The sequence below is a fragment of the Nocardia arthritidis genome, from assembly GCF_011801145.1.
Classification (GTDB): Bacteria; Actinomycetota; Actinomycetes; order Mycobacteriales; family Mycobacteriaceae; genus Nocardia; species Nocardia arthritidis_A.
Genome location: NZ_CP046172.1, coordinates 5,146,962 through 5,159,692, shown reverse-complemented (window position 1 = coordinate 5,159,692; position 12,731 = coordinate 5,146,962). Strand labels below are relative to the sequence as shown.

General features: G+C 64.5%; 10 protein-coding genes. 5 read left to right on the top strand and 5 right to left on the bottom strand.

Annotated features, from left to right (window positions below):
• Positions 1-3 precede the first annotated feature (3 nt).
• Positions 4-1,809 carry a hypothetical protein gene (locus F5544_RS23250; RefSeq protein WP_167475154.1) on the bottom strand — a complete coding sequence of 602 codons (1,806 nt, stop codon included), beginning with the start codon at positions 1,807-1,809 and terminating at the stop codon, positions 4-6.
• 435 nt (positions 1,810-2,244) lie between these two features.
• Here F5544_RS23250 and F5544_RS23245 point away from each other — a divergent pair, with 435 nt between their 5' ends.
• Positions 2,245-3,822 (top strand): ATP-binding protein, encoded by a 1,578-nt coding sequence (locus tag F5544_RS23245; RefSeq protein WP_203217325.1) that lies wholly within the window; start codon positions 2,245-2,247, stop codon positions 3,820-3,822.
• Positions 3,823-3,894: 72 nt separating this feature from the next.
• Here F5544_RS23245 and F5544_RS23240 read toward each other — a convergent pair whose 3' ends face one another.
• Together F5544_RS23240 and F5544_RS23235 are read right to left on the bottom strand one after the other, a co-directional pair.
• Complete coding sequence (locus F5544_RS23240) at positions 3,895-4,758, bottom strand: AfsR/SARP family transcriptional regulator (protein WP_167475153.1); 864 nt, start codon at positions 4,756-4,758, stop codon at positions 3,895-3,897.
• 34 nt (positions 4,759-4,792) lie between these two features.
• Positions 4,793-5,071, bottom strand: a complete 279-nt coding sequence (locus F5544_RS23235) for a hypothetical protein (RefSeq protein ID WP_167475152.1) — start codon at positions 5,069-5,071, stop codon at positions 4,793-4,795.
• A 111-nt stretch (positions 5,072-5,182) separates the two neighbouring features.
• On the opposite strand from F5544_RS23235, the gene F5544_RS23230 reads away from it, so the two are divergent.
• Both F5544_RS23230 and F5544_RS23225 read left to right on the top strand, forming a co-directional pair.
• Positions 5,183-5,818, top strand: a complete 636-nt coding sequence (locus F5544_RS23230; RefSeq protein ID WP_167475151.1) for a TetR/AcrR family transcriptional regulator — start codon at positions 5,183-5,185, stop codon at positions 5,816-5,818.
• A 167-nt stretch (positions 5,819-5,985) separates the two neighbouring features.
• Positions 5,986-6,837: a maleylpyruvate isomerase family mycothiol-dependent enzyme gene (locus F5544_RS23225; RefSeq protein ID WP_167475150.1), complete on the top strand. Its 852-nt coding sequence runs from the start codon at positions 5,986-5,988 to the stop codon at positions 6,835-6,837.
• Between the two features lie 116 nt (positions 6,838-6,953).
• Here F5544_RS23225 and F5544_RS23220 read toward each other — a convergent pair whose 3' ends face one another.
• Both F5544_RS23220 and F5544_RS23215 read right to left on the bottom strand, forming a co-directional pair.
• Complete coding sequence (locus F5544_RS23220) at positions 6,954-7,532, bottom strand: carboxymuconolactone decarboxylase family protein (protein ID WP_238846596.1); 579 nt, start codon at positions 7,530-7,532, stop codon at positions 6,954-6,956.
• Positions 7,529-8,593 (bottom strand): cobalamin-independent methionine synthase II family protein, encoded by a 1,065-nt coding sequence (locus F5544_RS23215; RefSeq protein WP_167475149.1) that lies wholly within the window; start codon positions 8,591-8,593, stop codon positions 7,529-7,531. The genes F5544_RS23220 and F5544_RS23215 overlap by 4 nt, the downstream gene beginning before the upstream one ends.
• A 232-nt stretch (positions 8,594-8,825) precedes the next feature.
• On the opposite strand from F5544_RS23215, the gene F5544_RS23210 reads away from it, so the two are divergent.
• Together F5544_RS23210 and F5544_RS23205 are read left to right on the top strand one after the other, a co-directional pair.
• Positions 8,826-11,321, top strand: a complete 2,496-nt coding sequence (locus F5544_RS23210; RefSeq protein ID WP_167479415.1) for an ATP-dependent Clp protease ATP-binding subunit — start codon at positions 8,826-8,828, stop codon at positions 11,319-11,321.
• 192 nt (positions 11,322-11,513) lie between these two features.
• The gene (locus F5544_RS23205; RefSeq protein WP_167475148.1) at positions 11,514-12,716 is read left to right on the top strand and encodes a DUF6004 family protein; all 1,203 of its coding nucleotides are present in this window, start codon (positions 11,514-11,516) and stop codon (positions 12,714-12,716) included.
• Positions 12,717-12,731 lie beyond the last annotated feature (15 nt).

Genomic DNA, 12,731 nt, shown 5'->3' with positions numbered 1-12,731 from the left:
GGCTCAGGGATGCAAGGGAATCGGCTGGCCCGACACGCACGGCTGCGGAGTGGGTTCGCCGTACAGTCCGGACAGCAGCTGCTTCAGCGGGCCGAGTAACAGGGTGACCAGAGTTTCGTTGTCCGGCACCGTCATACAGTAGCTGGGCCCGGAAGGCCCTTGCGGTGACACCTCGGCGGCCGCCGCACGGGACAGCCCTGGCACCGGCGTGACGACCCGCCCGCACGCGGCATCGTCGCCGCGGATAGTGCAGTCGAACCAATCGATGCCGTAATCGATGGAATTGCGCCATGATTCGAGCGCCCGCGGAAAGACCATCCCCACCCCGACGGTGTCGAAGTGGCTGCCGCCCTCCAGGGTGAGGAATTGCAGTGGCGCGCTGCCGGTGCGGTTCCGGCGCACCCAGTCGTACCAGGACTTTCCGCCGAGCGCGCCATCGGTCGGGTCGAAGCCCAGGTGCGCGCCGAAGATATCGATGTCGTTGACGGGGAAGATCCCGCCGCTGGTCATACCCGGAATATCGATATCGGCGGTCTGGATCTGGGTCGGGACATCGGCCAGCGATGGCTCGAAGCCCGACATGAGCACGGCCGCAGCGGGTTTCGGCACCGGTCGGCCGTCCATGCCGCGACCTTGCCCGACATCCCAGAGATAGTGACCGGTGGCAATCGAGCCCATCGATTGGCCCCAGATACCGATCCGGGAGGTGTCGATCAGGTCGCGGATCGGGTTGCGCATATTGTCGCCCGCAGGTGTGTATGCGGGGTCGCGGCGCTGGCCGAGTCGCGGGAAATGCACGGTGTTCCAGAACGATACGGGATCGGTGGTGTTCGCGAGCACGGACTGGGTGTCGGGTGCGGGCAGGATGTCGTCGCCGACCACCCAGCGCATCACGTCCTCGAGGTCGCGACACGGACCGGAGGCGAAGCAGTGCGCAGTGTTGTAGGGCACCACCAGATCCGCCGCCGTGCCGTCGCTGGCGCCCTGACCCGCCTCGTCGTAGGTGAGCGCGAGATAGCCGCGGCGCACCGCGTTCATCGTCCAGCCGTAGTAGGTGGATTGGATGGCGGTGGCGCCATCGCTGAACACGGTCATCGGGAAGGTTTGTCCCGGTGCCGGGTGCAGTGCCTCCTCCGGTAGGAAAAGCGTTGCCGACAAACGTAATCCGCGTGAATCGACGATCTGGAACTTGCGGGCTTCGCCCAGTTTGAAATCGGCGCCGGGGGTATCGCCGGAAACACAGTCGCCACTGCGGGTTTCGTAGAAGACGACATCAGCGGGTTCGGTGCACGGATAACGGAACTTCGCGACGCGACCGACATTTCCGGCCTGGGTGACATCGAGGGCGTCGCTGTCGAGCGCGCTGTCGGCCTGCTGGCCGAAGACGCCGTCGTTGCTCCAGTTGGGCAGATACCGGGGGTCGGCGGGGTCGAGTGAGGCCCCGGCGAGGCTCGGTAAGAAGTGGGTGCCGGTGTCGATGAGCTTCTGGATATTGTCGCGGAGCCGCTGCTGTCCGTCGGGTCCCTGATACTGGGCCGGATCGGCCAGCTGGGCGAGGCTCTGCCCGGCCCGCCCCGGCAGGCTGGTGAGATGCTGTAGCCAGAATTGGAGCAGCGCCGGATTCGACCAGTCGTGCTGGTAGCCCTGCAAGAGCATCACCAGGTTCCGCAGGACGTACAGCGGGTCGACGCCGGTCGCCACGGTAGGCGTGTCGGGGACAGGCTCCGGATCGGCGGCGGCGAATGTCGTTGTGCCGCAGAACAGTAACGCCACCGTCAACACCGCGGTGCAACTTCGGATCCGGAGCATCGGCAACCAACCTTTCCGCGGCGACAGGCAATATGAATCACGGCGCGAAGACGGGATACTCGCACGTTCGCGGGATTCGTACCGGAAACGCTATCGCCGCGAACAGGTTCCGAACGCGGACCGAATCGGTCGCATTGTTGACCTTCGCCGCCAGCGTCGGTGCCTGACGATCCGCGCGATGTCCGAGGCGGCGATGGCCGAACGATGATCGCTCCGCTGGCCGGTGCGGTCGAGCCGATACTGTCCTTGGGGGCAGTAGTTTCGGCGGATCGAGCGTGAACCACTTCACGGCCGCTTCGGCGGACGCCGTATTCGACGGAGATACGGCCGCTGTTGGCCGTTGCCTGGCGGGAACTCCGTATCGTGACCGGTGATGCCGTCGCTCCGTCGGCGATGGTGGTCGGGCGGTGTCACCGGGACAGGTAGGGTGTGCCGGTGAGGTACTTCAACACGGTTGGTCCGTGCTTGCCGGACCTGCATTACATGATTCCCGCCGATGAGCGGTTGCCCGATGCTCGGGCGTATATCGATTTCGGGTTCTATTTCGTCGTTCACGCGCCGCGGCAGAGCGGGAAGACGACTGCGCTTCTGGGGTTGGCGCGGGAGCTGACCGCGGCCGGGCATTTTCTTGCGTTGCCGGTGTCGTGTGAGTTCGGTGAGCCGTTCGGTGATGATGTGGCCGCGGTCGAAGATGTGCTACTGCAGGCGATCCGGCAGGTCACCGTGGTGCAGAAGTTGGCTCCGGAACTGTTGCCGCCGGATCCGTGGCCGGATGCCCCGGCGGGATCGCGATTGCATACGGCGTTGACGGCGTGGGTGGCGAAATGTCCGCGTCCGTTGGTGTTGTTCTTCGATGAGATCGATGCATTGCGCGGTGAGAGCTTACTCAGCGTGTTGCGGCAGTTGCGTGCCGGGTTCACACAGAGCCGTACGGCGTTCCCGCATTCGGTGGTGTTGTGTGGGTTGCGGGATGTGCGGGATTACAAGGCGGCTTCGGGTGGGGACGCGACGCGGTTGGGGTCTTCGAGTCCGTTCAATATCAAGATCGAGTCGATTCGGGTGGGGGATTTCAGCAAGGCCGAGGTGTGCCAGCTGTATCGGCAGCATACGGCCGAGACCGGGCAGGAATTCGACGACAAGGCGATCGATCTGGCGTTCTACTACACCCAGGGCCAGCCGTGGTTGGTGAACGCTCTGGCGTGGGAGATCACCTTCAAGATGCGGGTGCGGGAGACGATCACGATCGATCATGTGGAGGAGGCCAAGGAGCGGTTGATCCTGGCGCGGGCGACGCATTTGGATTCGTTGATCGATAAGTTGAACGAGCCGAGGGTGCAGCGGGTACTCGAGCCGATCATCGCCGGTGCCGAGCCGAACGTGGACCTCACCTTCGATGACGATATGGGGTATGTGCGGGATTTGGGGTTGATCGCGCGGGGTAAGCAGTTGCGGTTCGCGAATCCGATCTATCAGGAAGTGATTGTTCGGGTGCTGGGTGGGCGCACCGAATCGGTGATCACGGCCGAACCGTCGAGTTTCCGGTTCCCTGATGGCCGGATCGATTTCCCGCGATTGCTGCGGGAGTTCGTGGCGTTCTGGATCCAGCACGGTGATGTGCTGGCGACCCGGGATAACTATCACGAGGCTGCCGCGCAGTTGGTGTTGATGGCGTATCTGCATCGGATTGTGAACGGAGCCGGGTTCGTTGATCGTGAGGTCGGGGTGGGGCGTGGCCGGATCGACCTGTTGATCCGGCAGCCGTATCGGAATGCCGACGGCCAGCGCGTGGAACAGCGCGAGGCGCTGGAGTTGAAGGTCTGGGCCGCCAACCAGACCGATCCACTCGCCGAGGGACTGGCCCAAATCGACGGCTATCTCGACCGATTGGGTTTGGACACCGGCACGCTGGTGATCTTCGACCGTCGTCCGACCGCCTTGCCCATCGCCGACCGCACCGCCTTTGGCGAGGCGAAATCCCCTGCGGGCCGGGCTATCACGGTCCTACGGGCCTGATGAGCGCGGCGACCGCCAGTGGCGCGGGGCATGACGAACGAGCGGAATCGGGCGCGGGCGGTGCTGCGAACATCATTGCCGCGTGGCGGATTTCGGTAGGCCCGCGGTGTCCAACTCCGGGTCTTGGGTGAGCAGACGCTGTTCGAGCTGGCGCAGGGCCGGGCCCGGTTCGATGCCGATGTCGTTGCTGAGTAGCGTTCGTACCCGGCGTAATTCGGCCAAGGCCGAGGTTTGCTGGCCGCTGCGATACAGCCCGAGCGCGAGCAGTTCCCATCGGCGTTCGCGGTACGGTGCGGCGCTGATCGCGGCGCGAAGTCCGGCGACGGCCGCGGCGGTGTGTGCGCAGGCCAGTTGTGCGGCCAACCGCTCTTCGATGGCGACATCCCGTAGTTCGGTCAGGCGGGATCGCAGCGCGATCGGATGCGGTGAATCGTCGAGGTCACACCACGGCTCGCCGCGCCACAGAGCCAGTGCCGATCCGAAAGCCCTTGCCGCGGAGTCGAATCGCTCGTAAAAGAGTTCGGACAGCCCGCTTTCGACGAGCCCGGTGAAGACGCCGTGATCCGTTGATTCGGGGGGAATCGCCAATACGTACCCGGCACTGGTGCGACGCAGATACGTGCCGCCGGTCCGGCCGAGTGTGCGGCGCAACCGCCAGATGATGAGCCGCAATGCGTTGACCCCGTCCCGTGGGCGATGCTCCCAGGCCTGCTCGATCAGCCGGTGATCGGAGACCGGGGTGGCCTCGGCCGACAGCAGTGCGGCGAGCACTCGTCGAAGTATCGGGCCGCCGAGTGCGACCGGCGCGCCGTCGATTTCGACCGACACCGGGCCGAGAACCCGGCAGAACACATCGGCCGGCGCCTCCGGACTCGACACCCTCGGGTCCCGTACCTGCATCGTCTCGGCGATGCGGCGGACCGGGCGGTTGCGCACGTCTCGGATCATCTTCTGCCCCCGGGCTTTTGCGCTAGACCGGTAGTTGTTCGAGCACTCGGACGGTGACCGAACCCGGCACCACCCCGACCTGGGCGATTTCGTGGTCGACTCCCGGGCGGTCGCGCCAAGCCAGGGCATGTTCGGGCGAGTCGAACTTCACGATGACCAGTAGGCGGCCCGGCCGCGCCGGATCGTTCAGGGCCATGACCAACTCTCCGCCCGCGTCTTTGCGCCGTTCGGTCGCGGCCGAGAACGCCGCTATCCATCGGTCGATGCTCTCCACTGTTTGATCCACGACGAGATAGCTCATGGCCTCTGTTCCGATCGTCGAGTTAAATGCACTCCTGTGCATTTAGTGCATGCGGATATAGTGTGTCTGGTTCTACACTCCTGTCAAGACAAAATCCGAGGAGGCGTCAGCGTGACCGAATCTGCCCCGCTCGCGGCATCCTCCGCGCGAGCGCAGGGACCGGGGCGGGTGGCGCAGCGCCGCCGCACTCGCAAGGCGATCGTCGACGCCACCATGCGGTTGCTCGCAAGGGGTGACAACCCGTCCATCGCCGAGATCGCGGAGGCCGCAGATGTCGCGCGCCGCACCGTCTACCTGCACTTTCCGACCTTGGATCAGCTGTTGCTGGACGCGACGGTCGGCCTCGTCAGCGTCGGCGCCGATGAGGCGCTCGGGCGCGTCGGTTCCGACGATCCCCGGGTCCGAATCGCCGCACTGGTCGACACGCTCGCGAGGAATATCGGCGATTCGCTACCGATGGGCAGACGGTTGGTGAAGCTCACCGTCGACGCTCCCGAATCCGCCGAGAGCAGGCCGCGCCGCGGCTATCGGCGGGTGCGCTGGATCGAATGGGCACTCGAGCCATTACGTGAACAGTTGTCGCACAACGCTTTCGAGGACTTGGTGTCCCAGGTGGCGCTGGTGGTGGGCTGGGAGGCCTTCATCGTCCTCACCGATGTCCGCGGCTTGACTCCCGAAGCCGCGGCCCGACTGTGCACCGACGCCGCCACCGCCCTCATCGACGCGGCGGTACCGCGGGGGACGTGATACGCGATGCCGCGGTCGGCCCGCGGGCTGCGCCGCGGGGCGAGGTCGAATCATGTTGTGCCGGTGTCGAATCCCGCGTGCAGCGGCATTTCGATGGCGTCGCGGCGACGATGAATTGCGCAAGCAGGAAGAAGCGCTGTCGCGGAAACGATTGTTAGCTTGGGGTTATGGTCGAGGCCATTACCGCCGGGCAGTGGGGTGCGGCGCGGGAAGCTCTTCGAGACAGCGGGGATCGTTTCGCCGAATTGGTGCGCTCGGTCGCGCCGGATGCGATGGCCACCAAGGATTGGACGGTTGCGGATGTGCTTGCCCATGTCACCGCGATCGCGCTGTGGGATACCGCGTTGGTGCGGACAGGTGAGTTTCCCTATCCGTGGAATGTGCTCGAGGACCGGATTCGGATCACCAATGTGGACACGGTCGCCGTGCTAAACGATCACACGATGGAACGGTTTCCGGAACGTGACGTCGGGTTGCTCGCCGACCGGTTGCTCGGGCATATCGATGACGTGGTGCGTGCCACCGTCGACGTCGATCCCGATCTGCCGATACGCTGGCTCGGCGGATCGAATGTTCCGGTCGCCGGGCTATTCGCTCATCTGACAAATGAACTGCAGATTCACGGACGCGATATCGCGCGAGCCACCGGATGCCGGTGGGTGATGCCGCAGGAGTACTCCGGGCAGTTCATGGATCTGTTCGTAGTCGGGCTGGCGCGACATGGTGTCGGACGGTTGCTGGACAAATCCGGCCCGCCGAACGATCGGTGCGTCGCGGTCGAATTCCGTTCCCGGTACACGGCACCGGTGACATTGGTGCTGGATCGAAGTCGGGTATCCGTCGGCGTGCGGAACGGCCCGGCAGACGTTCGCGTGCGTTTCGAGCCGGTCGCGTTGAATCTGATGATGTTCGGCCGGATCAGCCGGCCGCGCGCGGCTATCACCGGCAAGGTGATCGTCGGAGGTCCGCGCCCATGGCTGCTGCCGACCTTTCTCCGTACCGTTCGGTTCCCGAGCTGACCACGGACAGAACGACATGCGAACGGCTCGTGCTCGTCATGAGCACGAGCCGTCCACAAGCGTTGAGTCCAGCGGGAATTGACGAATAGGCCCACTGTTCGGGTTGATCGCCCGACTCAATGTTCTGCATCTGCGCGGGCGGCCGCAGGCAGGTAACCGTTGTCGATAATGGACTCGGCCCGGCCAACATACGCCGCGGGCTCGGCAGGTGCGGTCGTGCCGAGCCCATCGACGTATCGGTTGTACATACAGAACGCCGCCGCGATGAGAACCGTGTCGTGGATTTCGCGGTCGGTCGCACCCTTTTCGCGGGCGGCCGCGATCATGTCGGCTGTCACCTCCCGTCCGGATTGTTGTACCGCTCCGGCGATGACGAGCAGCGCGCGCAGTTTTTCCGAAATCGGTGCGGTGGCGGGATCCCGCAATACCGCGTCCGTCAACGACCGACCGCCGTCGAGTTGCGCCGACGCGAACGCGGCATGCGAATTGGTACAGAAAGTGCAATTGTTGCGTGCCGAGACGTATGCCGCTATCAGCTCGCGTTCGCCGGCGCCGAGCGTATTGTGTTCGCGGAGTAGCGCTTCGGCCAAACCGGCCAGCAGCCGTCCGGTATCCGAGCGGTAAGTGAACAGCCCGGTTATGCCGGGATTCTGTGCCTCGTCGACGCCGAGATCGATATATGCCACGGCGATCACACTCCGAGCGTCTCGGATGCCGCGGCAGTCCCCTGGATACGAGCGCGAATTTTGGCGAAGGCCGTATCGCGTGATGTCGAGACATCATCGCCGAACGGCGCGAAGCCGCAGTCGTCGCATGTTCCGAGCCGTTCGACGGGCAGCCGCCGAGCGGCCGCCAGCACCCGATCGCGAATCTGCTCGGGGGTCTCGACGGTCGGATCGATCGGATCGATGACGCCGATGAAGATCGCGGCCTCCGGCGGCAGGTGTTCGGCGATGACCGCGAGTACGCGATCGGGTTCGGCTTCACTGGCGAGCTGCACATAGAACCGCCCCGCGTGCAGGCTGAACAGGCGCGGCAGCAATTGCGCGTAGTCGACGCCGAGGCTGTGGGTCGAATCCTGATCACCGCCGGGGCAGGTGTGGATTCCGATGCGCCCGCGCTCCGCAGGGGTGAACCGATCGAGCACGCGGTTGTTCAACGCGATGAACGAGTCGAGCAGCGCGCCGGACGGATCGAGCGCGAGCGACAGCCGGCCTTCGGTGAAGTCGAGCTGCACGGAGTCGGCGCCGCCGTCGAGTGCGGCGCGGATATCGGCTTCGGCGTTGTCGAGGAGATCGGCGAGGAATTGTTCCCTGGGATATCCGTCGATGCCCTCCGCCGGGTAGATCAGGCTCAGCGCGGACGGCGCGATGACCGATTGTTTGATCGGCACCGTCGCGAATTGCCTTGCGGTGCGCAGATATTCGCCGACGGTGGTCGCGTACCGGAACGGTCCGGCGGTGAGCCTGGGCAACTGACGCGTGTGGCCGTCCGCGAACGGGATGATCGCGCCATCGGGAGCGAGGTTCGGCAGGCCGTGCAGGGGATAGGTCACAAAGCTCGGCTTGCTTTGTTCACCGTCGGTGACGACGGGCGATCCGAGCGATTCCAGTTGCGCGATAGTGTCTTTCACCGCTGTCACGTAGTGGTCGGCGAGCGTGGCATCGTCGATGCGCCCGGCGGTGTGGCCCTGGATGGCGTCGAGCAGGGCGGCCGGTCGGGGGATGCTTCCGATCGGTTCGGTGGGCAGGGGCATGGCTATATCCTCTCGACGCGATGCGGGTGACCGGGGACAGCCGGAAAATGATGGCACCCGGCCCCGGCGCGGCGGCCCGAATCGGCCGGAAGAGGGCAATCTCGCGGAAGTTCGCGTGTGGCAACGACGTTCGGCGGAGCACGGTGGTGTGGGCGGCGTCTTGCTTCAGCTCGACCGAATGTTACTATTGTTTAGTATAGCAATCCACTCGGGATATGCGAGGGAGTGCCCGATGTTCGAGAGGTTCACCGACCGCGCGAGGCGTGTCGTTGTCCTGGCCCAGGAAGAGGCCCGGATGCTCAACCACAACTACATCGGTACCGAGCACATCCTGCTGGGGCTGATTCATGAGGGTGAGGGTGTCGCGGCCAAGTCGTTGGAGTCGCTCGGCATTTCGCTGGAGGGTGTGCGTAGTCAGGTGGAGGAGATCATCGGGCAGGGTCAGCAGGCCCCGTCCGGTCATATCCCGTTCACCCCGCGGGCCAAGAAGGTGCTGGAGCTGAGTCTGCGTGAGGCGTTGCAGCTGGGCCACAACTACATCGGTACCGAGCACATTCTGCTGGGCCTGATCCGTGAGGGTGAGGGTGTGGCGGCGCAGGTGCTGGTGAAGCTGGGTGCGGATCTGAATCGTGTGCGCCAGCAAGTCATTCAGCTGCTGTCCGGATATCAGGGCAAGGAGCCGGTGGAATCCGGCTCGCGCGGTGAGGCGGGCACCCCGTCCACCTCGCTGGTGCTCGACCAGTTCGGCCGCAACCTGACCCAGGCGGCGCTGGAGGGCAAGCTCGACCCGGTGATCGGCCGCTCGAAGGAGATCGAGCGGGTCATGCAGGTGCTCTCCCGCCGTACCAAGAACAACCCGGTGCTGATCGGTGAACCCGGTGTCGGTAAGACCGCCGTGGTGGAGGGCCTGGCCCAGCGCATCGTCAACGGTGAGGTGCCCGAGACGCTGAAGGACAAGCAGCTCTACACCCTGGATTTGGGTTCGCTGGTGGCGGGCAGCCGGTATCGCGGTGATTTCGAGGAGCGGCTGAAGAAGGTCCTCAAGGAGATCAACACCCGCGGCGACATCATCTTGTTCATCGACGAGCTGCACACGCTGGTGGGTGCGGGCGCGGCCGAGGGCGCGATCGACGCGGCCTCGATCCTGAAGCCGAAACTGGCCCGCGGCGAGCTGCAGACCATCGGCGCGACCACGCTGGATGAGTACCGCAAGTACATCGAGAAGGACGCCGCCCTGGAGCGGCGGTTCCAGCCGGTGCAGGTCGGTGAACCGACGGTGGAGCACACCATCAATATCCTCAAGGGCCTGCGCGACCGCTACGAGGCGCATCACCGGGTGTCGATCACCGATGGCGCGCTGGTGGCTGCGGCGACGCTGGCCGACCGCTACATCAACGACCGGTTCCTGCCGGACAAGGCGATCGATTTGATCGACGAGGCGGGCGCCCGGATGCGGATCCGTCGCATGACCGCGCCGCCGGACCTGCGGGAGTTCGACGACAAGATCGCCGAGGCGCGTCGGGAGAAGGAGTCGGCGATCGACGCGCAGGACTTCGAGAAGGCCGCCCGGTTGCGGGATAAGGAAAAGCAGCTCGTCGCCAAGCGGGCCGAACGCGAAAAGCAGTGGCGCTCCGGGGATCTGGACGTGGTCGCCGAGGTCGACGACGAGCAGATCGCCGAGGTGCTGGCGAACTGGACCGGGATCCCGGTGTTCAAGCTCACCGAGGAGGAAACCACCCGGCTGCTGCGGATGGAGGACGAGCTGCACAAGCGGATCATCGGCCAGGAGGACGCGGTCAAGGCCGTGTCCAAGGCGATCCGCCGCACCCGCGCCGGCCTGAAGGATCCGAAGCGTCCGTCCGGTTCGTTCATCTTCGCCGGTCCCTCCGGTGTCGGGAAGACCGAGCTGTCCAAGGCCCTTGCCAACTTCCTGTTCGGCGACGACGACGCGCTCATCCAGATCGATATGGGCGAGTTCCACGACCGGTTCACCGCCTCCCGGCTGTTCGGTGCCCCTCCCGGATATGTGGGTTACGAGGAGGGCGGCCAGCTCACCGAGAAGGTGCGGCGCAAGCCGTTCTCGGTCGTGCTGTTCGACGAGATCGAAAAGGCCCACCAGGAGATCTACAACACCCTGCTGCAGGTGCTCGAAGACGGCCGCCTGACCGACGGTCAGGGCCGGACCGTGGACTTCAAGAACACGGTGCTGATCTTCACCTCGAACCTGGGCACCTCCGATATCTCCAAGGCCGTCGGGTTGGGGTTCACCCAGTCCAACAACGAGGGCTCCAACTACGAGCGGATGAAGCTGAAGGTCAACGACGAGCTGAAGAAACACTTCCGGCCCGAGTTCCTCAACCGCATCGACGACGTGATCGTGTTCCACCAGCTCACCAACGACCAAATCGTGGAAATGGTGGATCTGATGATCGGGCGCGTCGCCACCCAGCTGAAGAACAAGGACATGGCGATCGAGCTCACCCCCAACGCCAAGAACCTGCTCGCCAAACGTGGTTTCGACCCCGTGCTCGGCGCCCGGCCACTGCGGCGCACCATCCAACGCGAGATCGAAGACCAACTCTCGGAAAAGATCCTCTTCGGCGAAATCGGCGCAGGCCAAACCATCAAGGTCGACGTCGAAGGCTGGAACGGCGAGGCGGATCCGGACCTCATCGATGCGGCGAGATTGATATTCGGACCAAAAAGCCGGGAGACTTCGCTGACCTGATTCGAACGGAAATAAGCCGCGCAATACGGCCACGTATTGCGCGGCAAAGTCGTGTTCCGGAATTCGTATCGCCCGCAATAAATCTTGATGTTCCCCGTTATCCGGAGGCGCGCAACCATTGACGCTGGTAGGTTAAAAAACATATAGTAACTAAACCGTTAAACCAATACACAGACGCTGGAGGTGTCTGGATTGAGTTCATTCAAGGAGACTTACGAGTCGCTGAACCTGGAACCGAAGCCGATCCGTCCGCACATCCTCGCGGCCGCCACGGTGGCCTTCGGCGAGGATTACTATGCCGGGCGTCGGGAGACCATCAATCTCTCCGGCTTCGTTCAGCTGAACAAGTGGCCCATGCCGGGATTCGAACATCGTGTCGACGAAAAGGGATACGCGGAATTCGAAACCGAATTGATCTCGGCTCCCGAGGTCGGCATCAAGGGCTTCAGTTACGAGTTGAACGACCGCATCCAGGTGCTGTCCAATCCGTATCTGCCCAACACCGGTCACGTACGCCAAATCACGCCCGGCAAGAACTTCCCCGCGGAGTTCAACATTCGCCGGTTCGGCATCCTGGAGTCGAGCACGCTGCGGCTGGCGCACCGCAACGTCATCGACATCAACGGCGTCGTCGACCACATTCCGCCCTTCAAGAAGCCGCTGACCGGCCCGTACCTGGGTAAGCCGCGCGGTGACGGGCCGTTCGACGTGATCGTCGGCCCGAACGTCGTGCGCGGTACCACGCTGCCCGAGGCGTGGTATCCGGCCAATGACGACAACGAGCCGGTCGGCATCACCCCGAGCATGTTCTTCATGCCGAGTGCCGGACCGTGCATCTCCATGCTCGTCGATCCATCGATGATCATGCAGGTCTCGTTGGAGGGCCGGGCCAAACTCGAGGTGGGTGGCAAGGAAGTATTCGTCGACCTGGCCGGCGATTACAAGCGCGCCGCCGGCACCGAGATCCTGCTGTTCGGGCCGGAGAAGCACGACGAGGGCAACGGTGTGCTCGCCCAGATCTCGCGCATCGCGGTATCGGGTCACTGCGCCGAACTCGGCGGCCGGGTCATGCTGCGGGTGAGCTTCCCGCGGCCGTCCGGCGGCACGCTCGGCGAGGGCACCGAGGACAGCCTGAGTCGCGTCCGCTTCCCCAGCGAACTGCATGTCGACACCGAGTTCGAGCTGGTGACCCCCGAGGCGACCCTCTACGCGACCAACCCGGTGCATGTATTCGGCAAGCTGGGCAGCATGGAGGCCACCGGAACCGAACTCCAGATGAACGGCGCCGACGCCGCGCTGGTCACCACCAAGGACGAGGTCAGGGCCCGGTTGACCGGTATCAACCTGGTCATGCGGGACGCGTTCGTCGGCGAGCACGCGGCCGTCAACGTCTAAGGGCGCTCATCGGGT

What these genes read in the sequence shown, in the direction of transcription:
- F5544_RS23250 (WP_167475154.1), bottom strand. Translation starts at nt 1,809, where the DNA reads ATGCTCCGGATCCGAAGTTGCACCGCGGTGTTGACGGTGGCGTTACTG.
- F5544_RS23210 (WP_167479415.1), top strand. Translation starts at nt 8,826, where the DNA reads ATGTTCGAGAGGTTCACCGACCGCGCGAGGCGTGTCGTTGTCCTGGCC.
- F5544_RS23215 (WP_167475149.1), bottom strand. Translation starts at nt 8,593, where the DNA reads ATGCCCCTGCCCACCGAACCGATCGGAAGCATCCCCCGACCGGCCGCC.
- F5544_RS23235 (WP_167475152.1), bottom strand. Translation starts at nt 5,071, where the DNA reads ATGAGCTATCTCGTCGTGGATCAAACAGTGGAGAGCATCGACCGATGG.
- F5544_RS23225 (WP_167475150.1), top strand. Translation starts at nt 5,986, where the DNA reads ATGGTCGAGGCCATTACCGCCGGGCAGTGGGGTGCGGCGCGGGAAGCT.